This window comes from Natronogracilivirga saccharolytica, assembly GCF_017921895.1.
Lineage (GTDB): Bacteria > Bacteroidota > Rhodothermia > Balneolales > Natronogracilivirgulaceae > Natronogracilivirga > Natronogracilivirga saccharolytica.
The window spans coordinates 35,433-59,258 of the sequence record NZ_JAFIDN010000005.1 but is presented as its reverse complement, the minus strand read 5'-3'; the positions used below and the strand labels follow the sequence as shown (position 1 = coordinate 59,258).

Annotated in this window: 19 protein-coding genes; 16 read left to right on the top strand and 3 right to left on the bottom strand. The window is 56.3% G+C overall.

Annotated features, from left to right (window positions below; genetic code table 11):
- Nucleotides 1–121: 121 nt before the first annotated feature.
- Nucleotides 122–3,106 (bottom strand): prolyl oligopeptidase family serine peptidase, encoded by a 2,985-nt coding sequence (locus tag NATSA_RS07840; protein ID WP_210511467.1) that lies wholly within the window; start codon nucleotides 3,104–3,106, stop codon nucleotides 122–124.
- A gap of 241 nt (nucleotides 3,107–3,347) precedes the next feature.
- On the opposite strand from NATSA_RS07840, the gene NATSA_RS07835 reads away from it, so the two are divergent.
- The 13 genes from NATSA_RS07835 to leuS all read left to right on the top strand — a co-directional run bounded on the left by NATSA_RS07835 (nucleotide 3,348) and on the right by leuS (nucleotide 19,132).
- Nucleotides 3,348–4,046: an alpha/beta hydrolase gene (locus tag NATSA_RS07835; protein WP_210511466.1), complete on the top strand. Its 699-nt coding sequence runs from the start codon at nucleotides 3,348–3,350 to the stop codon at nucleotides 4,044–4,046.
- Nucleotides 4,047–4,100: 54 nt separating this feature from the next.
- On the top strand, nucleotides 4,101–5,468 hold the full coding sequence (locus NATSA_RS07830) for an NAD-dependent succinate-semialdehyde dehydrogenase (protein ID WP_246481744.1): 1,368 nt from the start codon (nucleotides 4,101–4,103) through the stop codon (nucleotides 5,466–5,468).
- On the top strand, nucleotides 5,465–6,667 hold the full coding sequence (locus tag NATSA_RS07825) for an agmatine deiminase family protein (RefSeq protein WP_210511465.1): 1,203 nt from the start codon (nucleotides 5,465–5,467) through the stop codon (nucleotides 6,665–6,667). Before NATSA_RS07830 ends, NATSA_RS07825 begins: the two co-directional genes overlap by 4 nt.
- A 68-nt stretch (nucleotides 6,668–6,735) precedes the next feature.
- Nucleotides 6,736–7,182 (top strand): rhodanese-like domain-containing protein, encoded by a 447-nt coding sequence (locus NATSA_RS07820; RefSeq protein ID WP_210511464.1) that lies wholly within the window; start codon nucleotides 6,736–6,738, stop codon nucleotides 7,180–7,182.
- A gap of 233 nt (nucleotides 7,183–7,415) precedes the next feature.
- Nucleotides 7,416–8,867 (top strand): Asp-tRNA(Asn)/Glu-tRNA(Gln) amidotransferase subunit GatB, encoded by a 1,452-nt coding sequence (gene gatB / locus NATSA_RS07815; protein ID WP_210511463.1) that lies wholly within the window; start codon nucleotides 7,416–7,418, stop codon nucleotides 8,865–8,867.
- Nucleotides 8,860–10,419 carry a TlpA family protein disulfide reductase gene (locus tag NATSA_RS07810; RefSeq protein ID WP_210511462.1) on the top strand — a complete coding sequence of 520 codons (1,560 nt, stop codon included), beginning with the start codon at nucleotides 8,860–8,862 and terminating at the stop codon, nucleotides 10,417–10,419. Before gatB ends, NATSA_RS07810 begins: the two co-directional genes overlap by 8 nt.
- Nucleotides 10,416–11,192, top strand: coding sequence for a triose-phosphate isomerase (gene tpiA / locus NATSA_RS07805; RefSeq protein WP_210511461.1), 777 nt, complete (start codon nucleotides 10,416–10,418; stop codon nucleotides 11,190–11,192). The genes NATSA_RS07810 and tpiA overlap by 4 nt, the downstream gene beginning before the upstream one ends.
- 20 nt (nucleotides 11,193–11,212) lie before the next feature.
- A complete protein-coding gene (purD, locus tag NATSA_RS07800) occupies nucleotides 11,213–12,523 on the top strand; it encodes a phosphoribosylamine--glycine ligase (RefSeq protein ID WP_210511460.1) in 1,311 nt (436 codons plus the stop codon).
- Nucleotides 12,524–12,670: 147 nt separating this feature from the next.
- On the top strand, nucleotides 12,671–12,856 hold the full coding sequence (locus NATSA_RS07795) for a hypothetical protein (protein WP_210511459.1): 186 nt from the start codon (nucleotides 12,671–12,673) through the stop codon (nucleotides 12,854–12,856).
- Between the two features lie 23 nt (nucleotides 12,857–12,879).
- A complete protein-coding gene (locus tag NATSA_RS07790) occupies nucleotides 12,880–13,737 on the top strand; it encodes an NHL repeat-containing protein (protein ID WP_210511458.1) in 858 nt (285 codons plus the stop codon).
- 16 nt (nucleotides 13,738–13,753) lie between these two features.
- The gene (locus NATSA_RS07785) at nucleotides 13,754–14,866 is read left to right on the top strand and encodes a LuxE/PaaK family acyltransferase (protein ID WP_210511457.1); all 1,113 of its coding nucleotides are present in this window, start codon (nucleotides 13,754–13,756) and stop codon (nucleotides 14,864–14,866) included.
- Between the two features lie 18 nt (nucleotides 14,867–14,884).
- Nucleotides 14,885–16,099 carry an acyl-CoA reductase gene (locus NATSA_RS07780; RefSeq protein WP_210511456.1) on the top strand — a complete coding sequence of 405 codons (1,215 nt, stop codon included), beginning with the start codon at nucleotides 14,885–14,887 and terminating at the stop codon, nucleotides 16,097–16,099.
- A gap of 306 nt (nucleotides 16,100–16,405) precedes the next feature.
- Entirely contained in the window at nucleotides 16,406–19,132 is a 2,727-nt protein-coding gene (gene leuS / locus NATSA_RS07775) for a leucine--tRNA ligase (RefSeq protein WP_210511455.1), read from the top strand.
- An 85-nt stretch (nucleotides 19,133–19,217) separates the two neighbouring features.
- Here leuS and NATSA_RS07770 read toward each other — a convergent pair whose 3' ends face one another.
- Complete coding sequence (locus tag NATSA_RS07770; protein WP_210511454.1) at nucleotides 19,218–20,705, bottom strand: GH3 family acyl-acid amido synthetase; 1,488 nt, start codon at nucleotides 20,703–20,705, stop codon at nucleotides 19,218–19,220.
- Nucleotides 20,706–20,790: 85 nt separating this feature from the next.
- Entirely contained in the window at nucleotides 20,791–21,951 is a 1,161-nt protein-coding gene (locus NATSA_RS07765; protein WP_210511453.1) for a citrate/2-methylcitrate synthase, read from the bottom strand.
- A gap of 209 nt (nucleotides 21,952–22,160) precedes the next feature.
- On the opposite strand from NATSA_RS07765, the gene NATSA_RS07760 reads away from it, so the two are divergent.
- From NATSA_RS07760 to mazG, 3 genes are all read left to right on the top strand, one after another.
- Nucleotides 22,161–22,313, top strand: coding sequence for a hypothetical protein (locus NATSA_RS07760; RefSeq protein WP_210511452.1), 153 nt, complete (start codon nucleotides 22,161–22,163; stop codon nucleotides 22,311–22,313).
- Nucleotides 22,314–22,628: 315 nt separating this feature from the next.
- Complete coding sequence (locus NATSA_RS07755) at nucleotides 22,629–22,967, top strand: ribonuclease E inhibitor RraB (protein ID WP_210511451.1); 339 nt, start codon at nucleotides 22,629–22,631, stop codon at nucleotides 22,965–22,967.
- Between the two features lie 8 nt (nucleotides 22,968–22,975).
- Nucleotides 22,976–23,779, top strand: coding sequence for a nucleoside triphosphate pyrophosphohydrolase (mazG, locus tag NATSA_RS07750; RefSeq protein WP_210511450.1), 804 nt, complete (start codon nucleotides 22,976–22,978; stop codon nucleotides 23,777–23,779).
- Nucleotides 23,780–23,826: the final 47 nt, after the last annotated feature.

Here is a 23,826-nt window from a genome sequence, read left to right as displayed (position 1 = left end):
GGTTGCAGTATCTTGATACAGTTAAAAGGAGGCCGATGCGAGACCTTGTTTGTGTTTGATTTATTCCTAAGTAACTGAAAATAAACAAACAAAATGGCGATGTCAACGCAGTTAAAACACACTACTCGCGGATCACCCGGAACCCGGTAACCTCCAGTCTGTGATCAGGACGGGAATCGTCGCGACTGTCCGCATAATCCAGCACGGAGAATCCGTAAACGGTGTAGGGATGCGAAGCGCCGGCGTTATCACCATCACCACCCCGTTTTCCGCCGGCATCATCTCCATCATCTCCATTATCGAACCACTCGGCCACATTGCCGCCCAGGTCGTAGATCTCGGCATCGCCCGCGGTAACCGGATCAAACGATCCGACCTCACGGATGAGCCGGTCAGCCGTCAGATTATCCAGTTTGTTCCGGAGCAGGCGCACATCGTCCACGGTGATGTCGTAACCTGCCAGATGGTTCAGGGTGTTTTGCGATGCTCCGGAGCGGCGTGCGATCCGGTGCAGGGCCTGTGCTTCTCCGGCATCGGGAAGGCGGTAGGTATCCCCGGTGTGTCCGCTCAGCCAGCCGGCATAATCCCTGGCCTGATCGAGCGAAATTCCGCTGGCCGGATAATTGCCGTGCAGGGGGTGGAAGGTGTGTGTAGAATCAAAAGACCGGAACTGCTTGTTGGTCACGACAAAGCGTCCCACCGAGATGGTATCATCGCCGACCGGTACCACTTCGGGGATGAGCTTGCCGCTGTTGCGGATGCCGTAATAGCCGTTATCGCTTTCCAGGCTGTCGCGTTTCATGATATCAGCAAGCGGGCTGTCATCCTTGAAGGCGCGGTTGGGCTCCTCGTAGGTGCCGAAAAGGTAGCGGTCAAACCAGTCGATCTCCTCTTCGAGCTTTCGTTTCTGATGCGACAGCTGCCCGAGGCTGTGCGGTTCGCCGGGGAACCAGAGGAACCGGACGGGTGCCTTGCCGATCTGCTGCAGTGCGCGGTAGTGCTCCCAGCCCTGATCCCGCGGGACGGCCCGGTCTTCGCTGCCGAACGAAATGATGGTCGGCGCTTTCACCTGCTCCATCCGGAAAAGGGGCGATTTTTCGATGTACCTGCGGTTGTAAAAGGTGCCGTCGGTGCTGTCCCATGGCGCCCCGCCGATGTAGCTCTGGTCGAAGCGCACACCGAACTGGCAGGTGCCGTAGTCGGATACCCAGTTCACATTTCCGGCTCCGGCGCCGATGACGCGGAACATATCCGGATACTCAATCGACAGGGCAATGCTCAGAATGGATCCGTTCGACCATCCCATCGTCCCAAGCGAATCGGTGTCGATCTTGCCGGCTTCATCCAGGGCTTCGATTCCATTGACGATATCGGTCAGCTCCAGTTCATAGTAACGGCCCTTGATGGATTCAACAAACTCCAGTCCGTGTCCGGACGAGCCGTGATAATTCGGCATCAGCACAAACGCCTCTTTTTGCGACAGGATGTGCGGGAAGTAGGCCCAGGACATGTTCCACCAGTCGAGTGTGACTGCAGCGGGACCGCCGCGAATGGCCACCATCAGCGGATACTGGCGGTCGGGATCGTAATCTTCGGGATAGTAGAGGATGCCGTTGACCTCCCTGTCTTCGGCCCCGGTCCAGCGGAAAATTTCGGATTCGGCCAGGTGCTTGCCGGCCAGTCCGCTGTTGAGTTTGGCCAGTTCTTCGCCTTCCGATAATCTTGCGCTGCGGCGGCGGATGTCCAGCTCGCCGAGCCGGTACTGCGGCATGGTGGATGCGGTGGAATGGACGAAGACCATCTGCTCACCGTCATCGGCAAGTGCAGCCACAGCAACGCGGCCATCATGCTTGCCGGCATCCACTTCGCGCTTGCGCCAGTCGCCGTTGCCGCGCCGCTCGTAATGAGCCAGTTTGCGTGTCGGACCATTGGCCAGCGAGGCCAGCACGTCATTCCCTGTGACCTCGAACCCCGAGCCCAGTCCGCGGTCCCAGTCAAGGGGAACCCGGACGACACTCAGCGGTCCGTCCGGAGTCTCGCCCGCCGGCAGGAACTCATACTCATCAGGCGAGTCTTTGGGGAGGCTTTCAAAATCGTCATCGCTGTCGGAGCCGTGTTCTGAAAAGATCTGATCCAGCTCAGCGGTACCGGGGAGGTCGAGGTAGTAGAGTTTTGAAACACCGGCGCCGCTCCACCGGGGATCGGATGAGTGCACCGCCGTAAAATAGATGCCGTCGTCGTCATCGGTGAACTCAAAACTGCCGGGCGTCTGCATGCCTTTGAGGATGCGGATCCGCTTGCCGGATTCCAGGTTGCGCAGGTAGTAGGATGGAGGCGGCTGGGCATCGGCGCCGTAATGCGGACTGCGATGGTGTCCGGTCACCGCATACCGGCCATCGCCGGAGACAGCATAGGCGGATATGGGATGCTCATTGTCGGTCAGGCGGTTGATCTCTTTGGAACCGGGATCGAAGGAGAACAGCCGGCGCGGTTTGAACGTCACGGTGTCTTCGATGACGCGGGTGTTGTCTTCGGCCTGCTTGCGTTCCAGTTCGATGAGCAGGTCGCCCTCCTCGGAAAGGAAAGTTATGGTGCCGTCGTCCAGCTGGCGCAGGCTGCTGATGCCCTCGTCAAATTCGTGAACCTCGTAGGGTTCGCCGCCGAGCAGGTCCAGGGCCCACAGCGTGTTGCCGTCATCACGGGTGGAAGTGAAATAGAGTTTGCGTCCGTCCTTCGAGAATACCGGATTGCGGTCGGATTCCTCCGAACGGGTAAGACGGATGGTGAGGTACGGTTCGTCGTTATCGCCCTCACGGTCGAGCCGGGTCAGGTACAGGTCGGTCACATTCCGGTCCTTTTCCGATGAGTTCCGGGATTTTACCCATGCGACCTTGTTGCCGTCCGGCGAAAAAGTGAACTGGCTGGCCGATTCCTGCGACACAATATCGGACGGGGTCCAGTGGTCATTGCCTGCGCGGGCCTCGGACGGATATATCAGCGACATCAGGACGATGAGCAGTGCGGCTGTTCCGGCGGTGAAGAGACTGGAGAAACAGCGGCCGGTCATTCCGGCAGAAAGCGGTCGTGGCGTACGGGTTGGATTCATAGTTTCAGATAGGGTATGTGACAAGTGTTGAAACGATAAGATTGAAAATAGAGCTTTAATGATTGACACTCTGATGAATGGTGTTAATGATAAGCAAAAGTAACATTAACCGGAATAGCGGCAAAACCGGCACCGTTGCGATTCGGAAAAAGCGTGATTAAAATCCTTTTGCGCCTGTGTGGTTAATGGTCTGATATTATATTCTGATATTATATATTGATGAATCATAAGCTGACAGGCGATGTTTCAAAACTTCAAACAGAACACAGACTTCGGAACATATATGACACTGGAAGATATCAACCATCCCCATAAAGGCCAGCCGGTGCTGGAGAAAGGACGACGGCCGGAAGATGCGGCCGCGGCAGTCATCCTGCTGCACGGAAGAGGGGCCTCGGCTGAAAGTATTCTGAGCCTTGAACGCAGCTTGCGGGATACCGTGCGCAGCGATCTGGCATGGCTGGCACCGCAGGCCAATTATCATACCTGGTATCCCTACCATTTCATCCAGCCCGAAGAGAAAAACGAGCCGTCACTGACATCGGCGCTTAAAATCGTGGAGGAGCTTCTGGAGCGGCTGTCCGCGGCCGGCATACCCCGGGAAAAGACGGTGATTGCGGGTTTTTCGCAGGGAGCCTGCCTGTCACTCGAGTATGCGGGGCGGAATCCGGGCCGCTATGGCGGGGTTCTGGCGCTGAGCGGCGGGCTCATCGGCGAGACTGTCGACGATGCCAAATACCAGGGTTCAATGGAAGAGACGCCGGTGTTTCTGGGATGCAGCGACTTCGATCCGCACATTCCCGAAGACAGGGTGCACGAATCGGCCGAAGTGTTTGAACGCCTGGGGGCGGATGTGACCAAAAAGATATACGAAGGCCTCGGGCATACCATCAATAAAGACGAGCTCAATTATTTCCGGAGGATGCTTGAGGCGTTGTGAGGCTGCTGCCGGAAAACGGAGCGGGGAAAATGACGAAAACCTGAGAGGAAGATTATGAAAATGGATGTGATCAACCCGGTGAACGGTGAGAAAACCGCAAGTTATGAGGTGATGTCCGATGAGGTGATGATGCAGGTGCTCGACCGCACTCATGCGGCATGGCTGGAGTGGCGGACGGTCGGTTTCGATGAGCGAAGCAGGCTGATGCGGCGGGCGGCGGAGCTTCTGCGCGAGCGTTCGGACCGTTACGGGCGGATGATTACCGGGGAGATGGGCAAGACATTGAAATCCGCCGTTGCGGAGGTGGAAAAATGTGCCTGGGTGTGCGATTATTACGCAGAAAATGCGGAAGAATTCTTGTCCGAAGAGCATATCGAAACTGATGCATCCGGGAGCTTTATAACATACAATTCCATTGGTGTCGTTCTTGCGGTCATGCCCTGGAATTTTCCTTTCTGGCAGGTGTTCCGGTTTGCGGCGCCGGCGCTGATGGCCGGCAACACGGGCCTGCTTAAGCACGCCAGCAACGTACCCGGATCGGCGCTGGCCATCGAAGAAGTGTTTCGCGATGCCGGGTTTCCGGAACATGCTTTCCGGACGCTGCTCATCAAAGGCTCGCAGGTGAGCAAGCTGCTGGAGCACGAAAAGGTGAAAGCGGCCACACTGACCGGCAGCGCGCCCGCGGGAAGCGCCGTGGCGTCCAAGGCCGGCGAGATGCTCAAGAAAACGGTGCTTGAGCTTGGCGGAAGCGATCCCTATGTGATTCTGGAGGACGCCGATCTCGATCAGGCGGCATCGACATGCGTAACCAGCCGGCTCATAAACGGCGGACAAAGCTGTATAGCGGCCAAGCGTTTCATTGTAGTCGAAGAGGTGGCCGATGCGTTCACCGAACGGTTTCTGGAAGGCATGCGCGAGGCGGTGATGGATGATCCGATGATTGATGGTGTGACATTCGGCCCGATGGCCCGTGAAGATTTACGCGATGAGCTGCATGAGCAGGTGACCCGGTCGGTCCGGCAGGGCGCCGGCTGCCTGCTTGGCGGGGAAGTTCCCGACCGCAGCGGAGCATGGTATCCGCCTACGGTTCTGACCGGCGTTCGGCCCGGAATGGCCGCATTTGATGAAGAACTGTTCGGTCCTGTTGCCGCCATTGTAACGGCCAAAGATGAATCCGAGGCGGTAGCGCTGGCCAACAACTCGGTGTTCGGGCTGGGGGCGGCCGTATTCACCGGCGATGAAGCCCGGGGCCGGCGCATTGCTGCTGAAGAACTCGAAGCCGGATGCTGTTTTGTCAATGAATTCGTAAAATCCGATCCGCGGCTGCCGTTCGGCGGGATCAAGACCAGCGGGTACGGACGCGAGCTGTCCTACCCCGGCATCCGCGAATTTACCAACATCAAAACCGTTTACGTTGCATGACCAACAACACCCATAGCACTTTCCGTATGCCGCCGGAGTGGGCACCGCACCGGATGACCCTCATGGTCTGGCCCGACAACCGCGAAACATGGCCCGGCGAGCAGCTCAACCGCGCTGAGCATGTCTATGCCGATATTCTTGAAGCGCTTACGTCCCATGAGGATGTTGTCCTTATTGTGGCCAATGAGCAGGCGCATCAGGCCGCGGCATCCATGATCCAGAACCGCAAATTGGACTGGAGCCGCGTGAGGATGGTCCGCCTGCCGGTAAATGATGTGTGGATACGGGACTACGGCCCGATGACGGTCCTCGCGGATACGGATTCCGCGCCGCCGGCCGAAGAGATTACAGCCGGGGAGGTTGCATCCGAAAGGAGTGCGGCGACGGGTACAACCGCAGCGAGTGCATTCGCGGAAAGTGCATCCAGTGGAAGTCCAGCCGGGGCAAGCGCATCCGGACCGAATCCGCAAAAAATGGTCATGCTCGACTGGGAGTACAATGCCTGGGGCGGTAAGTATCCGCCTTATGGTGATGACAATGCCATACCGGTAAAGCTGGCCGATCTGCTCGGGTATCCGGTGACATCGCCGGGCATGGTGCTGGAGGGCGGATCGGTCGATGTCAACGGCGAGGGATGCCTGCTCACGACCGAGTCCGTGCTGCTGAACCCCAACCGCAACCCGGATCTGTCCAGGGAAGACATCGAACAGAAACTGCGTGATTATCTGGGCATAAGCAAAGTTATCTGGCTGAAATCGGGACTCAGGGGAGATGACACCGACGGACATATTGATGATCTGGCCCGTTTTGTTTCACCCGGCCGGATTGTGGCTTCGGTGAGCGAGGATCCCGAAGATCCGAACTATGAGGTGCTTCGGGAAAACCGCATGATTCTGGAGCAGGCGACCGATGTGGCGGGCAAGCCGTTCGGGATCATAGAGCTGCCGCTTCCGGAGACGCGGATCCAGGGCACTACGGTGGACGGCTCTTCTCATGTGCCTGCGAGCTATGCCAATTTTTACATTGCCAACGGATGCGTGCTGGTGCCGATGTACGATGAGCGCTATGATGACCGGGTGCTGGAGACGTTCCGCAAGCTGTTTCCCGGACGCAGTGTCACCGGCATCCGGGCCAATGACCTGGTCTGGGGGCAGGGTTCGATTCACTGCATCACCCAGCAGGTGCCGGACTCCGCCTGAAACGATTATCATACCCGGCAACGTTATAATGCAGTCTATTAACTATAAATGACATACCGGCTTTTCTCATGAGCAACTCCAACCGCACCGATTTCGCCCAAAAAATGCTTATCCGCAATGTATTCCGCAACGCAGCCCTGATCGGTCTGCTTTTTTTGCTGCCGTTCTGCACATCGGATGCCCGGCAGGCTGGTTTTTCCGATATTGATCCGGGCGGACTGGAGGCGTTTCTCAGTGAAAAGTCGGACCGCAATGTGATTATCCTGGATGTGCGGACTCCGCCGGAGTGGCAGAACGGTTATGTCGAAAGCGCCGAGCTGATCAACTTGCAGGCACCGAATTTCCGCGAACAAATCCGGGAGCTGGACCCCGATGCGGATTATCTCGTCTACTGCAATTCGGGAAACCGGAGCCGTACCGCATCACGCATTCTGCTTGAGGAGGGTTTTGAAAACGTGTACAATTATGACGGCAGCCATGTGCAGATCCGCAGGGAATATATAAGTCTCAAATGAACCGAAAACGCGAGGCGGATGAACGGGTGCCGGCCGTTACGCGGGTGTCCACATATCCGGTCAGACCGCAAATGCATTGCACCGTCTGATAATTGGCCTGCCCAAGTAGTCAGAAAATTTGTATTTTGTTCCGCTGTTCCCGGAGCGGATTGAATGACGGGTGCCCGGTTGCACTCCGGCCGCCGTTTTGTCCGGAAATGATCAGCTAACCGAAAATTTTCTGACTCCAATTTATGAGCGAAGATACGCAATTTGAAACGGTGATCGGCCTTGAGGTCCATGCCCAGCTGCTCTCCGAGTCCAAAGCTTTCGCCGCGGTATCGAACCGGTTCGGATCGGCTCCCAACACCAATGTAACGCCGCTGTGCCTGGGCCATCCGGGTACGCTTCCGGTCCCCAATGAAAATCTGATACGCTATGCCGTGCGGCTCGGGCTGGCGACCAACTGCAGCATCGCGCGGAAGTCGATCTTCGCACGCAAGAACTATTTTTATCCCGACATGCCCAAGGGGTATCAGATCTCGCAGTTCGAGACGCCGATTTGTTATGACGGACATCTGGATGTGGAGCTCGAGGACGGCAGCACCCGGCGCATCGGGCTGACCCGCATACACATGGAAGAAGATGCCGGGAAGTCGATTCACGACCAGGATCCGCACAACACGCTCATCGACCTCAACCGTGCCGGTACCCCGCTGCTGGAGATTGTATCCGAGCCGGACATCCGGTCGCCTGAAGAGGCAGGGGCGTATATGCGCAAGATATGGCAGATGGTGCGCTATCTGGGGGTCTGCGACGGCAACATGGAGGAGGGCAGCCTGCGGTGCGATGCCAACGTCTCCATCCGCCCGGCCGGACAAAAAGAGTTTTCGACGCGGACCGAGATCAAAAATCTCAACTCGTTCCGGAATGTGGAACGGGCGCTGGCGTATGAGGTTGAGCGGCAGAAAGAAGTGGTGCGCTCGGGCGGGGAGGTCGTACAGCAGACGCTGCTGTGGGATCCGAACGACATGAAGACCCGGCAGATGCGCACAAAAGAGGAAGCGCACGATTACCGCTATTTCCCCGAGCCGGACATCCCGCCGGTGGTGGTGAGCGAGGAGATGCTCGAGGAGATCCGCCTGGAGATCCCCGAACTGCCGGAAGCGCGGCGCAAGCGCTATATGTCGGAGTACAAATTGTCCGATTTTGATGCGGCGGTACTGACCGAGGATCGTCCGCTGGCCGATTTTTTCGAAGCGGTGCTGGAGCAGGGTGTGCCTGCGAAGCCCGCGGCCAACCTGATCATCACCGAATTGCGCCGGGTGATGAACGAGCGGGGGATATCCATTGCCGAATTTCCGGTCGGACCGGAGCGGCTGGCCGGGCTGATCCGCCTGCGTGAAGACGATAAAATCAGCTCATCGGCGATGCAGACATTGCTGGATGCGATGCTTGACTCCGACAAGGATGCCGAAACGCTGGCCGGCGAGAAGAATCTGCTGCAGGTATCCGATACCGGCTTTCTGGATCCGATCGTGGATCAGGTGCTGCAGGACAATCCGGAAGAGGTCAAGCGGTACCTTGGCGGGAAACAGGGGCTGATCGGATTTTTCATCGGCCAGGTTATGAAACAGTCCCGGGGCAAGGCCAATCCGGGCATGGTGCGTGAAATGATTCAGAAAAAGATCAGTGATTATGAGTGATTCTCCGGACAGCAAAAACCGGTCGGACCGCGGAAGCGTGACGGACGGCAGTGCGGTGGACGGCCGAACCTGTTCGGGCCGGGGCGCCGGGATGCTGCTGCTCGCCGCTGTACTGCTTTCATCGGCGGCAGTGTGGAGCTGCGGGCGGTCCGATGACACGGAGCAGGGGGCGGAGGTGGCCGCGGATCAGCCAGAACAGCATGAGGCCCGCATTCATGGCAGGGTGACGGTCGATGAAGCCCTTGATCCGACCGGCGATTACGGCGGCATTACGCTGATGGTTCTGGATCCGTCCGCCGGACCCGATACGCTGTTCCGCTCGACAACGGAGCAGGACGGCCGGTTTGAAGGAACGGCGCGTTTCACAACGCCGGACATTTATCTGCTGGAGGTGCATCGCAGTGACAACCGTCTGGATGATACCACGGTTGTGCTCGGCCCGCAGGACACGGTCCGCATCGAAGGGATGTTGCCGCATTTTTCCGGGCAGGCGCACATCGCATCCACAGAAAATGATGCAATGCGTACGCTGAACCGCCTTGAGCGGCAGTACAACCGCATTGTGCAGATTGCCGCGGCCGGAGGCATTCCGCAGGACACCATTCCCGATGTGCTGGAGAACTGGAGCGACATTTTCTGGCAGGTTTATGAAGAAAACACCGGCACGGTGGCAGCCAATGTGGCGGCCAGGGAGTCGCTGCAAATGCTTCAGGAGGCAAATCCGGACAAGCTGATGCGCCGGCTGCGCGAGCACGGCGACGATGAGTGGATCCGGCTGCTTGCGGCGCGGTTCGGTTTTGTGACGGAAATGCAGCGCTACGGACTGGATGCAGGGCTGGCGTGGCTGGATTCTCTGGAAGCAGCCACCGAATCGCAGCAGACGCGCCGGCGGATTGCGCAGAACCGGATTGAGGTGCTTTACGACAGTGCGCGGACCGAAGAAGCGCGGTCACGCATGCGTGATTATGAACAGGCTTTTGAGGGTGATCCCGATGCCGAACGGTGGCTTGATGTGATCCGGTACGATGTGGATCATCTGGCATCGGGCGATCCGATCCCCGATTTCCGGATGGATTTTCTGTCGCTGACGGGCGGGGATGTGTTTCATGCGTTTGACCTGCCCGGTGCGGATCCGCTCGGCGACTTTGGCGCGCTTCCGGCCCAGCCGATCGGTCCGGAGGAGCTGCGCGGGTCACCGGCAATGATTGAGGTGGTCAGCCTGACCGACCGCGGCTATCAGGCAAGCTACAATCAGCTCCGCACATATTACATGATTTTTCAGGACGAGGGAATCCGGTTTCTGACCATTCCCGTCGAGGAAAACCCGGTGACCGTCGGGGCTTTTTTCAATGACCGCGGACAGGACTGGCCCGTGGCCCGCGCCGGGGCGTATGCCGCATCGGACCTGGAAGAGCGGTGGAACATTTATGACAAACCGGTGCGGTTCCTGCTTGACAGTGACGGCCGGATCGTCCGTAAACTGCACGGACACAGCGTGAACGAATTATTTATACAAATCAACAGATTACTAACCAACGGAGAAATATTATGAGTACAAGATCAATCCTTATTGCCGGCAACTGGAAGATGAATATGGGTCCGAATGACACGGCTGACTTTTTTGAGCAGCTGGATGCGGAATCCCAAAAGCAGATTGACGGTGTGATAGCTGCCGTTTGTCCTCCTTTTGTATCGCTCGCAACGGCTTTCGATTCCCGCAAGTCTGCCAGCGCCGTAAAAATCGGAGCACAAAACGTCCATTTTGAAGACAACGGTGCGTTCACCGGGGAAATCAGCACCAGCATGCTTACCGAAGTCGGGTGCGATTATGTGATTCTGGGCCACTCCGAGCGCCGCGAATACTTCGGTGAAGACGATGCGATCATCAACAAGAAAGTCAAAAAGGCGCTGTTAGCTGGTATTACCCCCATCGTCTGCGTCGGTGAAGTGCTGGATGAGCGCAAGCAGAACCGTCATTTCGACGTGGTCAAAACCCAGACCGCAGGATCGCTTGAAGGACTTTCGGCATCGGAGCTGGAGAAAGTGGTTATTGCTTATGAGCCGGTCTGGGCCATCGGAACCGGCGAAACGGCCTCTCCGGAACAGGCTCAGGAGATGCATGCATTTATTCGCGATGAGCTTGCAAAATTGTTCGGCAAAGAGGCAGCAGACACAGTGCTTATCCTTTATGGCGGAAGCATGAAACCTGCCAATGCCGGTGAGCTGCTTCAGAAGCCGGATGTCGACGGCGGGCTGATCGGCGGTGCCAGCCTCAAACCTGCCGACTTCGCCAAACTGGTGGCCATCGCGGCTGAGCAGAAGTAATCCACTTAAAAAACTGATTTATGGCCCGGCACAATGTCCTGATCATCGGTTCCGGAGGGAGGGAGCATGCCCTGGCATGGTCCCTCAGCCGGTCTCCGCTGCTTGAAAACCTCTTCATCGCCCCGGGTAACCCCGGAACAGCCGCTCTGGGCGAAAATATTCCGCTGTCCCCCGGGGATTTCAGCGACACGGCTTCCTACTTTGAAGCCGTCGCAGCGCTCGTCGGCGAGAAACAGATCGGACTGACGGTGGTCGGGCCCGAGCAGCCGCTGGTGGACGGCATCACCGATTTTCTGGAAGCGCGCGGCTGCAAAGTGTTCGGTCCGTCCAAAGGAGCCGCCCGGCTGGAGGGAAGCAAGACCTTTGCCAAGTGGCTGATGCACAAGTACAAAATCCCGACGGCCGAGTCGATCGAATTCACCGGTGAAACGGCGCTCGATGACGCTGAAGCCTGGCTGAAGTATGATAATGGCAGATGGCCTGCCGTCATCAAGGCGGACGGCCTCGCTGCCGGCAAGGGTGTGTTCATCTCCTCGGATGCCGAAGAGGCCGCGGAGCACATCCGGCTGATACGGGAAGATGCCTCGCTGCGGAAAGCTGCGGACAGGCTGATTATTGAGGAGTTCATGGTGGGCGAGGAGGCCTCGGTTTTTGCAATTACCGATGGCCGAAATGCCCGGCTGCTGCTGTCCGCCCAGGATCACAAGCGCATCGGCGAGGGGGACACCGGCCTGAACACCGGCGGGATGGGCGCCTATGCTCCGGCTCCGGTTGTCGATGATTACGTACTGAAGCTGGTGGAGGATACCATTCTGTATCCGACCCTCGGGGCGATGCAGCTGGAGGGACATGCCTACCGAGGGGTGCTTTACCTCGGGCTGATGATCACAGAAGAGGGGCCGAAAGTGGTCGAGTACAACTGTCGTTTCGGCGATCCGGAGTGTCAGGCGCTTCTGCCGGCAATGGAGTCGGATCTGCTGGAAGTGATGCTGGCGACGGTCAATTTTGAGCTGGAAGAGACGGAGGTAAGGATGTCCCGCGATCACTACTGCTGTGTGGTGATGGCATCAGGCGGATATCCGGGCGCCTACGAAAAAGGAAAGGAGATCAGCGGCATCGGGCAGGTATCAGAAGATGCGCTGGTATTCCAAAGCGGTACGCGTGAGGAAGGCGGGCGGCTGCTGACCAACGGCGGACGGGTTCTGAGCGTGGTCGCCGCCGGTCCGGATCTGACGCGGGCCATATCCCGGTGCTATAAGGAGGTGGAAAAAATCAGCTTTGACGGCGCGTATTACCGGCGTGATATCGGGAAGAAGGGGCTTAACCGGTAGGTTGGGGTACCATGCCAAAAAATGTATACCACGATAAAAAAGTTTATCAATACGAAAATCTGCAGCATTGTCGTCTTAAGTATATAATCAAATCCAATTCAATCACTTTTTTTGATTTTTTAATCACCCATAACTCTTTGCCGGCTTATGTCTGAAGTAAAAATGAAAATGAAAAAAATCATTGAGTCGCAGCCTGAGAATGCTTCTTATAATGACATCCTCAGAGAACTTGCATTTGTAAACATGATTGAGAGAGGGATTGAAGATGCTCGCGAAGGACGAGTTATATCAGATGAAGAGATGAAACGTCGAATGCATTCATGGCAAAGATAAGGGTGATATCAAAAGGTGACTGAGTGATTATTTTAAATTTTCTCTTCATTTTTTCAGCCCTCATCTTCATTTCGGGGTTCACAAATGCCCGGCCTGCTGAAAGGCCCGCCGTGCTGCTTGACGCGCTTGAAGATGCCAGAAGTGTCCGCGCATCCACACTGGGCAATCTGTTTGTCGTGGAAACCGGCAAAAACCGCATACTCAAGCTTAATCACGAAGGGGTTCGGCGCGATTCGATCGGACGCCTGGGCAGCGGTGACTATCAGTTCGATACGCCGGTCGCCATCGACCCGACCAACGAACTAAAAATTTATGTCGCCGACCGCGATAACCGGCGGATCCAGGTCTTTGACCGCCGTCTGCAGTATCTGTCCACTGTCGGACTCCCTCGCCGTGCCGGCCTCGGCTCCAGCTATCGCCCGGTACTGATCAGCGCCGACCCCATCGGCAGGTTCTACTTTTATGATGATGAACGCAATGTGGTCTACCGGTTTGACAGCAACGGGCAGTATGATCTGGATTTCGACCTGTTCAGCGAAGAGGAACGGATCAGGCCCGTTTCAATGGCGGTGATCGATGAAGAGCTATGGGTGGCCGGCAGGCGCGGCGAACTGCTGCACCGTTTCAGTTCCGGCGGATCGTATCTCGGATTCATCTATACTCCCGAGCCGGTGACATCCATCCGGTCCAGACGCGGAGAGCTCTGGATGCTCGGGACGGAACACGTTTTCCGGCTGGACGGAACCGGTGATGTGATGAAATCGATCGGCCTTCCGGAGGCCCGAGGCCGCGGGCAAAACTGGAGAAGTTTCGAGCTGCTGGCCGGACATGTCTATCTGCTCAGTTCACAGAGCCTGGTCCGTATCCCAATGGAACAGTAACCCCCGATTTGTGACGATGAACCACTCGTTTGCATCCTGGCGCAGATATGTGTTCGAAACGGACATTCCGTTCGGGGAAAAAGCGGACGCTATTTTCCGGCATCAGGCCGCCCACCAGCCGCAGTACCGGAAGTTTGTGGAGGAATTGAGCGAATCCGGAGCTGCAACCGGGCAACAGGCGAATCCGGGGGCTGTCAATTCCGCAATGGTGGATCCCTGGCATGCGAAATCCGGGGCTGGTGCAAGGCAACAGACGAATCCGGATTCGGAGAATTCCGGAGCAATGTCTCCGTCAGAAATTCCGCTGATTCCCATCCAGGTATTCCGCGATGCGGTGGTCCGGGCCGGATATGTGTCCGAACCGCAGGTCACGTTCCGCAGCAGCGGCACGTCCGGCGCGCGTCAGAGCACCCATCAGATTGCCGACCTGACACTTTATCAGGAATCGTGTTACCGCGGATTTTCGTTGTTTTATGATCCGGCAGAGTTTACGATCCTGGCCTGTCTGCCCGGATACAGCGACAATCCCCAATCTTCGCTGATTGCCATGATCGACCATTTTGTGAGGTCGGATGCAAGCGGAAAGAGCTGTTTTTTGCCGTTGAATCGTCCGCTGACCGGTGACGATATCCGCGAAGCACAAAAAGGGGGCCGGCGTGTGATGCTGTTCGGAGCGGCGTTCGGGCTGCTGGATCTGATTGACATGGGATCTGCCGCACTTCCGCACGATGCGGTGGTCGTCGAGACCGGCGGAATGAAGACCCATCGCCGGGAGATGCCGAAAGAGGAGCTGCGCCGGCAGCTGGCGGACGGGTTCGGGCTGCCCGCATCATCGGTCCACTCCGAATACGGCATGGCCGAAATGTGCAGTCAGGCCTGGGACACCGGCGAGGGACGGTTTCGGTGTCCGCCGTGGCTTCGCATCAGCATCCGCAATCCCCGGAATCCCATGGAGGAGCAGCCTCCGGGTGAAGAGGGGCTGATCGGGGTGATGGATCTGGCCAACGTACATTCCATCTCCTTTTTTCTGACGCAGGACCGCGGCGTGGCGGATGGCGACGGTGCCTTTGAAGTGCTCGGACGGTGGGATCATGCCGCGCTGCGCGGGTGCAATTTTTTAATGGAGTGACAGGACCGGAAAATGCACATGACAGATAATCATAACCGCGCATCACAAATAGCCGATGGCGTCCGGGCCTGGCTGGCCAATGACGGCGATTTGCTGGAGAGGTCTGTCGACAGCACGGTCGCGGACGGGCTGTTTCCGCGTCATGATGTGCTGCATATGGTGGAGCAGATCCGGCAGACGGTGACGGAACCGGCTTTGACGCAGTGGCTGGAGCGGCTGGAGCGGCTGGAACAGCAGGAACAGCAGGATCAACAGGATCAGCTGGAACAGCAGCAGGAGCAACAACAGCAGCAGGAGCAACAACAGCAGCAGGAGCAACAGGGTCAGCAGCTTCAGCAGGACCGGAAGTTCCGCAATGCGCCGCGCGGGACTGCAAAAAAGGTTCTTTGCCTGCATGCCGGAAACCTTCCGATGGTGGGCCTGCAGGATGTCATTGCCGTGCTGCTTTCGGGCGGGATTTACCATGGCAAACTGTCACGAAACGATCCCTGGCTTCTCGACGGATTGCTGCGGCTTCTCCGGGAGCGGCTGCCCGGCCAATTCGGCGGCTGGGCGGTGAATATGGAGAACCTCCCGGCGGCGGAGGCTGATGATGTGCTGTTTGCCGGTTCTCAGGCTTCGGTGGATACGGTCAGTCAGCGAATCCGTGAACTGAATCTGGCCCGACCGGATGCCCGTTTTTTGCCCAGAACTGCGCGGCTGTCCATGGCCCGCATCCAAAAGGCACAAACCGGCTCGGCATCCGTATGGAGTGACCTTGCTGAGGCGATGCTGCGTTATGAGGGGGCCGGGTGCCGGTCCGTGGCGGTCGTGGTGTCGGATATGGAACTTAAAGACGCAGCTGAGCCGCTCTCGAAAGCGGCAAAAGTATTTCTCAGGAACAATCCCCCCGCAGGGGAGCGGCTGCCGGTGGTACGCTGGTGGCGCAGCTATCTCAGGAGCGTGGGAAAAAAAGTGCATGACATCGGGACGCAGATTGTTGTGGATGATCCGGAGATGACGGGTCGTGAGGGGATCATCTGCTGGGTGAAGGGGGATGACAATGAGCTTATCCGGATGGCCCGGCGGTTCGGTCCGCAGCTGCAGAGCGTGTATTTTCCGGATGATGCCGGCGTTTCCGCTGCGCTCGGTGGCGTTGATGAAATCCGGCCGGAACCGCTGTCGGTTGCGCAGGCGCCGCCGATAGACTGGCAGCCGGACGGCATCGATGTGCTTTCCTGGCTTACAGAGTGATTCACAGGCATTCCGGAGTATCCAGCATAACGTGCCTCGGTAAATTCCGGAGAAAGAGCAGGTCCCGGCGCCAGAGTACAACCCGGAGTCAGAGTAGATCAGGAAACCAGAGTACATCCCCTGGACCCTGAGCAGGTCCCGGTGCCAGAGTATGTGCAGAAGCCTGGGCACATACTCTGGCACCGGGAGATTACCGCAGCCGGAATCCCTTCAATAACCGGAAAAAAAGCCTTATCTTCACAAGCTGACCATCTCCGTACACCATATTTCAAAATAATTCCAAAGCATACAGCAGGCAGAACCGACATGAGCGAATACAGACCCGACAAAATTGAACCGAAGTGGCAGGAATACTGGCTGAAGAACAAGACCTTCCGCACCGATGACGAAGACCGCGAGCGTCCCAAGTACTATGTGCTGGACATGTTTCCGTATCCCAGCAGTTCAGGCCTGCATGTCGGACATCCCGAAGGGTACACCGCTACCGATATTCTGGCCCGCTACAAGCGGATGAACGGGTTCAACGTGCTCCATCCCATCGGGTGGGATGCATTCGGCCTGCCGGCGGAGCAGTACGCCATCAAAACCGGGACCCATCCGCGCGAAACCACCAACCGCAACATCGACGGGTTCCGGCGGCAGCTGCAGTCGCTCGGCTTCAGCTACGACTGGGACCGCGAGGTGAACACCACCGATCCGGCCTATTACCGCTGGACGCAGTGGATTTTTCTGAAACTGTATGAGCAGGGGCTTGCCTATCAGGCCAGCGTGCCGGTGAACTGGTGTCCGGCGCTGGGAACGGTTCTGGCCAACGAGGAGGTGATCGACGGCAAGAGCGAGGTCGGCGGGTTCCCGGTGGAGCGCAAGCCGATGCGCCAGTGGATGCTGAAGATCACCGAATATGCCGACCGGCTGCTGGATGATCTCGAGGAACTGGACTGGCCGGATTCCATCAAGGAAATGCAGCGCAACTGGATCGGCAAGTCCGAGGGGGCCAATGTGACCTTTCCGGTGAAATCCGGAAGCGGAGCCGGACAAAACGGCGGTGATGATGTGATCGAAGTGTTTACCACCCGGCCTGATACGCTTTTCGGTTCCACCTACATGGTGCTTGCCCCCGAACATCCGCTGGTGGACCGCATCACCACGGAAGAGCAAAAAAAGGCGGTAGCTGAGTACCGTAAGACGGCGGCAAACAAATCGGACCTGGACCGCACCGATCTGAACAAGGACAAGACCGGCGTATTTACCGGCGCCCATGCGGTCAATCCGGTCAACGGTGAGGAGATACCGGTGTGGATTGCCGATTATGTGATGATGACCTACGGGACGGGCGCGATTATGGCCGTGCCGGGGCACGACGAGCGCGACTGGGAATTTGCCCGCAAATATGAGCTGCCCATCGTTGAGGTGGTCAAGGGGGGCGACATCGAAAAGGAAGCATATGTCGATACCGAAGAGGGTATTTCGGTCAACTCGGCCAACGACGAGATCTCCCTGAACGGTCTGCCCGTCGCCGAATCGAAAGTAAAAATCACAAAATGGCTCGAAGAGAAGGGATACGGCTCCTATGCGGTCACCTACAAGCTGCGTGACTGGCTGTTTTCGCGCCAGCGCTACTGGGGCGAGCCGTTTCCGGTTATCCATGTGGATGGCGAGCCGAAGCCGCTCCCCGAGGACCATCTGCCAATCACGCTTCCGGAGATGGATGATTTTCAGCCGACCAGCAGCGGTGAGCCGCCGCTGGCCAAAGCCGGGGAGTGGGTCAACACGACCGATCCCGAAACCGGGCAGCCGGCTGTACGCGAGACCAATACCATGCCGCAATGGGCCGGATCCTGCTGGTACTATCTGCGATACATCAGCCCGGAATATGAAAAAGGACCGGTCGACCCGGATAAGGAAAATTACTGGATGCCGGTCGATCTGTACGTGGGCGGTGCCGAACATGCCGTCCTTCACCTGCTTTATGCCCGTTTCTGGCACAAGGTGCTGTATGATATCGGGGTGGTATCGACCAAAGAGCCGTTTCAGCGGCTGGTCAATCAGGGGATGATCCTCGGCGAAATGGAATTTGTCGCCTACAAGGACAAGAACGGTGACTACATCCCTGCAGACCGCGCCGGTACGGTGGATGATCTTGAACGGGTTCAGCTGTCCGAAAAGGAGGTCGAGAAGCGCGGCGACCGTTTTGTGATCAAGGGGACCGACACGGCCGTCGATGCCCGGGCGCACAAAATGTCCAAGTCGCGCGGAAATGTGATCAATCCGGATGATGTGGTTGAGCAGTACGGCGCCGATGCGCTCAGGCTTTACGAGATGTTCATGGGCCCGCTTGAACAGGTCAAACCCTGGAGCATGCAGGGCGTGGAAGGGGTGTACCGCTTTCTGAACCGGGTCTGGCGGCTTGTTATGGATGACGGGGAGTCCGGCGGAGCTGCCGGGTTGCATCCCGCCGTTGCGCGGACCGTCAATGAGGACGGCTCCGAAGCCATCGAACCGACCCGCGAGCAGCTCAAGAGACTGCACGAAACCATCAAAAAAGTCACCGAAGACATTGAGGGGCATCGCTTTAATACGGCAATCTCTGCGCTGATGATCTTCACCAACGAGGCCATGAAGTGGGAGGCGCGTCCGGCAAGTGTGCTCAGGACGTTTGTGCTTTTGCTTTCGCCGTTTGCCCCGCACCTGGCGGAAGAGCTCTGGGAGCAGCTGGACCCCGTATCAGCCGGAAAGCAGGCCGCGGCAGAACAGGCCGCATCAGGACAGTCCGCCGGCTCCGCAACACTGGCCTACGAGCCCTGGCCGTCGTACAACGAAGAGTATCTCAAGGCTGATTCCAAAACCTATGCCGTACAGGTGAACGGCAAGGTGCGCGGACAGATTCAGGTGCCATCCGACAAGGCGAATGAGAAGGATTATGTGCTGGACAAGGCCCGTGCCGAAAACGGGGTGGCCAAACATCTTTCGAAGGGCAGGGTTGTCAAAGAGATTTTTGTTCCCGGCAAGATCATCAATTTCGTGGTGAAATAATGACCTCTGAGAAATAACTGCATCTGTTAATTAATTACGTCTGTGAAATAGCTGCGCCTGAGAAGTAGTCACGTCCGAGAAGTAATCACGTCTGATCGGGCCTGACCTTGTCCTGATCGGTCGCGCGGCACAGCGCGATCATATCCTTTATCTTGTCCTCATCGTTGATGATGCGGGGCATTTTGGTCTGTGCGTGCAGCTCCTGATGCTTTTCCCGCCATTTGTACATGGCATTTTTGGTCAGGTCCAGGATCACCGGCGGATGAATACCCATGCTGGTCCGGCGGTTGTAGTAGTGCCGGTTGATCTCACCGAGGTTTTCATCGAGGAGTTTGGTAAACTTTTCGGGATCATCCGGCTGGTCGACCCACTGAACAAACCAGAAATGGCGAGGGGCGCCGATTTCGGGATCAATCAGCCCGCCCATCGTAAAGACCGAAAATGTGGCGCCGGTCTGTTCTGCCGATTTTTCAAGGGCCGACTGCGCCTCATGCGACTCCACGGCCTCGCCGAATTTGTCAAAAATCTCGGATACCCGTCCGACCACCTGGATGCGCGGCTGTCCGGTATCGGTAAACTCAATCACATCGTTGATCAGATATCGCCAGAGTCCGGAGTTGCTGCTGACCACCAGGGCGTACGGCACGCCTTTTTCGACCTCCCAGGTGGGTACCGTTTTTTGCTGCAGGAGGTTATCTTTGGTCTCTTTCGGATTGGGAATCCATTCGTAGAACACCCCGTTGTCCACGGTCAGCAGCAAATCCGACCGATTGAGATCGTCACTGAAGGCAAAATAGGATTCGGAGGCACCGTAGTTTTCGATGTAGTCCATATTCAGCCCTTCGAGAAGCTGGTTGAAATGGGGCCGATAGGTATTCAAAGCCTCGCCGCCGCAGATCAGCAGCCGGAAGTTGGGCCATATTTCACGGATGTACTTTTTCCCGGTCAGTTCAAGGGCGCGCTGAAAGAACCGCAATGCCCACGAGGGGATGGCGACCATCTTGCGCACATCCGACCTGACAGCTTTTTCCAGGGTACGGTCAAATTTGGAAGTCCACTCCTCGCGGATCATCGTCTGGGGCGAGCGCACCTGGAACAGGGAGAGCCATCCCGGTGAGAGCTTGGCCAGATAGGCACTGATTTCACCGAGCCGGACATTAGAGCCGGGGTCGAGCCGTTCGATATTGCCGGGAAGGCTGACATGGCTGCCCATGAAAAACGGCAGCATGTTCGGACGCTGACTCATGTAGGAAAACATCACCTTTCGCATGAACCGCTGATCGCTGCGCAAGCGGTCTTCGCTGAGCGGAATATGCTTGCCCTTGCCCGTGGTTCCGGCCGAGACGGCAAAGTTGTGTATGCGGCCGGGCCAGATCAGGTTTTTTCCCCCTTTTTTCATCCGTTCAATGTACGGCTCGATGTCGTCATAGGTGGACATGGGAACCTTGTCGGCAAATGCTTCAAAATCATCGATATCAGAGAATCCGAAGCGTTTTCCGTACTCGGTTCGTGAGCCTTTTTTCAGGAGTCCGGCCAGTTCTTTCTTTTGCGCCGATTCAACGTTAGATGGCATTGTGAGGATAAAAGGGGTTTTAAAAAAAAGTAATGGACGTTAGATCAGGTTGCGTCCTGACATAACGTCCGGCAGGTGTGTTGTCTTACCTTTTTTCTATGGGAGTCCAGGGCTGGTTCTTTTCGCCGACATACAGCTGCCGCGGACGGATCAGCCGGTTGTTTTCAGCCTGCTCCATGAAGTGGGCCGTCCAGCCGGTCACGCGGCTCATGGCAAAGATACAGGTAAACAGATCCGGTTTGATGCCCATCGAGTAGTAAACCGTTGCCGAGAAGAAATCGACGTTGGGATCAATGTTTTTCTCATCCTTCATAACCTGCTGGATCTTGTCCGACCATTCATAGAGATAAACGGTGTCGGTCTCTTCGGCCAGCTGTTTGGACATTTTCTGAAGATGTTTGGCCCGCGGATCGATCGTGCGGTAGACCCGGTGGCCGAATCCCATGACTTTTTTTCGCTCGGCCAGCCGCTCCCTGATGAACGCTTCCACATCGGCGTCTTTGTCAAGATTGAGCAGCATGTTCATAACCGCGGTGTTGGCGCCGCCGTGAAGGGGACCTTTCAGGGAGCCGCATGCTCCGGTTACACCGGAATAAATTTCGGATTCGGTGGAACAGATAGCCCGGCAGACGAATGTCGATGCATTCATGCCGTGCTCGGCATGGAGAATCAGGCAGATATCCATCACCTTTTCGGCTTTCTCTCCCGGACGTTCACCGTTGAGCATATACAGAAAATCGTAGGCAATGCTGCCTTCTTTCAACGGAGCTACAATCTCTTTGCCGTCGCGCACTCTTGAGAACGCGGCGATGATAGCCGGCATTCTGGCGGTCATGCGGATGGATTTGCGCATGTTGGCTTCGGGACTGTTGTCAGTGGCTTCATCATCGAAATCGGCCAGCATGGAAGTGGCTGTGCGAAGCACGGACATCGGCTCGGCATTCTTGTCGGTAGTGCGGATGTATTCAAGCACGGGCTCCGGAAGATCCCTTTCGGCTCTGAGCTGCTTGTTCAGCTCTTCCAGTTCGTCAGCCTTGGGCAGGCGGTCATTCCAGAGAAGAAATGCGACCTCCTCGAAGCTGGCGTTCTCTGCCAGGGTATCGATGTTGTATCCGGCATAGTTCAGTTCGCCTTTTTCGCCGTCAATGGCACTTTTTGTGGATGAAAAAGCGATGATTCCGTCGAGTCCCCGGTTAATATGCGGATACTTGTCGGTGTCAATGTTGGCATGAGCTTGCTTGGTCATAATAACTCCGTGTTTCACTAATGATTATTGGTTTTTGTTTCATAAGCCTGCTTCGGGGAAAATACCATCCATCTCATGATGTTCCCGATCGGCCTGGCCGGCAGACAACATGAAATGATCATGACCGGCTGAAATCCGAACACGCATGAGCATGATTAAAAACGGTCATGTCATTCTATCTGACATTATAAATCAGAAATTTTAAACAGATGAAACGTACAATGAATCTCATGAATCCCCTGGTCCGGCTCATCGCCGGCAACCCCTGGACTCTGTCCGCCCCCGTTTCCTTACACTATCTGCATGTACTGGAACGCGATACGAACGAAATTATGTTTTGTCCTACTTCAAACGCTGATTGAATATAATTGCGTTCCGCCGTTGTCCGGCTGTGCTGACATGATGATACACATAAATGCTGAAACTTTCACATGTTGCCGTGAGTACTGTATTTTTTAAGGTTATGGATAACTATGGTCTTCAATATGTAAAGTTGCCGGCGCTTCCGCAGGAATGCAAACGCCGGTGAATGTAAAACCTTTTGATTGCTGTGCCAATGATTTACAGCCGGGTCACCCTGATACCACCGGGTGAATGGGCTTAATAAAAAATATTAATTTTGAATGAAGAACCTAACATCTTTAATTTGAAGCAACACAAAAAAAGGAGATAATCTTATGGGGAAAATGAGAGCAAAAATAAAACATCCGGAAGAGACCGGCACTGTTCGTCAGCACGGAGCACATTTTATCTATGGCGGTCCGTCAGCTGAAAAAATGATCGTGTTTTATATTGAACTGTATGGGGAAAGTTCCGCATATTACCTGGCAGCCCGATTGCAGAAAGAGCATTGGGATGTACATGTAATGCCCACAGGTTCCAGCTGGGTGCTGCTTGCCAAAGCGGTCCTTACACCGGATCACCAGACCATTACCGATCTGTGTGATTATCTGTCCGATCTTTCGGAGTTCTATGGCGGATCTTTCAAGCGGTGGGAGCTGGACACATACCACTAATCCGTTTCATGGCCGAAAACCGAAAACCGACACGAAATTTTTCCGATCTTGTTGAAATAATGACCATCCTCCGCAAGGAGTGTCCGTGGGACCGAAAGCAAACCCACGAGTCGATCAAGGATCTGATGGTCGAAGAAATCTATGAGGCAATTGAAGCCATAGATGATAACGATCCCGATGAGCTGCGAAAAGAGCTCGGGGATCTGCTCCTCCACGTTGTCTTTCAAACCGAAATTGCCCGGGAATCCGGCCGTTTCGACATCGGAGACGTCATCTGGACCATCCAGGAAAAGCTCATACGCCGTCACCCGCATGTTTTTGAGGATACGGATGCCGCCGACTCAGAAACCGTCAAGCGCAACTGGGAAGACCTCAAAATGAAGGAAGGCGAGCGAAAGTCGGTCCTGCAGGGCGTTCCCGACACCCTTCCCGCGCTAATCAAGGCTTACCGCATGCAGGATAAGGCCGCCGGGGTCGGATTTGACTGGAAAAGCTGGAAGCTCGCCTGGCCCAAGCTGCAGGAGGAGATTGAAGAGTTCCGTCAGGCGGCCGAAAAGGGCAGCGAAGAGGAGCGGAACGAAGAATTCGGCGATCTGCTTTTTTCAATGGTAAATGTGGGACGCCTGATGGGTATCAACGCCGAGGATGCGCTTCGGATGACCAACCGAAAGTTCAAATACCGGTTTCAGCATATCGAGAAAGTGATCAACGGGGAGGGTAAAAATATGAGGGATACCTCCCTGGAAGAGATGGACCGGATCTGGGATGCCGCCAAGGGCAAGTCAAAAAGCAAAAAAGGCAGCGGAAAATAGCGGCAATTAGCGGCAAGTCCCGAAAGTGAGGCTGGTATCGTCTCAGT

Bases quoted from the DNA above. Each gene is read 5' to 3' on its own strand.
- gatB (WP_210511463.1), top strand. From the start codon at position 7,416: ATGAGCGAAGATACGCAATTTGAAACGGTGATCGGCCTTGAGGTCCAT.
- leuS (WP_210511455.1), top strand. From the start codon at position 16,406: ATGAGCGAATACAGACCCGACAAAATTGAACCGAAGTGGCAGGAATAC.
- NATSA_RS07755 (WP_210511451.1), top strand. From the start codon at position 22,629: ATGGGGAAAATGAGAGCAAAAATAAAACATCCGGAAGAGACCGGCACT.
- NATSA_RS07795 (WP_210511459.1), top strand. From the start codon at position 12,671: ATGTCTGAAGTAAAAATGAAAATGAAAAAAATCATTGAGTCGCAGCCT.
- NATSA_RS07830 (WP_246481744.1), top strand. From the start codon at position 4,101: ATGAAAATGGATGTGATCAACCCGGTGAACGGTGAGAAAACCGCAAGT.
- NATSA_RS07820 (WP_210511464.1), top strand. From the start codon at position 6,736: ATGAGCAACTCCAACCGCACCGATTTCGCCCAAAAAATGCTTATCCGC.
- NATSA_RS07770 (WP_210511454.1), bottom strand. From the start codon at position 20,705: ATGCCATCTAACGTTGAATCGGCGCAAAAGAAAGAACTGGCCGGACTC.
- tpiA (WP_210511461.1), top strand. From the start codon at position 10,416: ATGAGTACAAGATCAATCCTTATTGCCGGCAACTGGAAGATGAATATG.
- NATSA_RS07835 (WP_210511466.1), top strand. From the start codon at position 3,348: ATGTTTCAAAACTTCAAACAGAACACAGACTTCGGAACATATATGACA.
- NATSA_RS07760 (WP_210511452.1), top strand. From the start codon at position 22,161: ATGAAACGTACAATGAATCTCATGAATCCCCTGGTCCGGCTCATCGCC.
- NATSA_RS07780 (WP_210511456.1), top strand. From the start codon at position 14,885: ATGACAGATAATCATAACCGCGCATCACAAATAGCCGATGGCGTCCGG.
- NATSA_RS07810 (WP_210511462.1), top strand. From the start codon at position 8,860: ATGAGTGATTCTCCGGACAGCAAAAACCGGTCGGACCGCGGAAGCGTG.
- NATSA_RS07825 (WP_210511465.1), top strand. From the start codon at position 5,465: ATGACCAACAACACCCATAGCACTTTCCGTATGCCGCCGGAGTGGGCA.
- purD (WP_210511460.1), top strand. From the start codon at position 11,213: ATGGCCCGGCACAATGTCCTGATCATCGGTTCCGGAGGGAGGGAGCAT.
- mazG (WP_210511450.1), top strand. From the start codon at position 22,976: ATGGCCGAAAACCGAAAACCGACACGAAATTTTTCCGATCTTGTTGAA.
- NATSA_RS07785 (WP_210511457.1), top strand. From the start codon at position 13,754: ATGAACCACTCGTTTGCATCCTGGCGCAGATATGTGTTCGAAACGGAC.
- NATSA_RS07840 (WP_210511467.1), bottom strand. From the start codon at position 3,106: ATGAATCCAACCCGTACGCCACGACCGCTTTCTGCCGGAATGACCGGC.
- NATSA_RS07765 (WP_210511453.1), bottom strand. From the start codon at position 21,951: ATGACCAAGCAAGCTCATGCCAACATTGACACCGACAAGTATCCGCAT.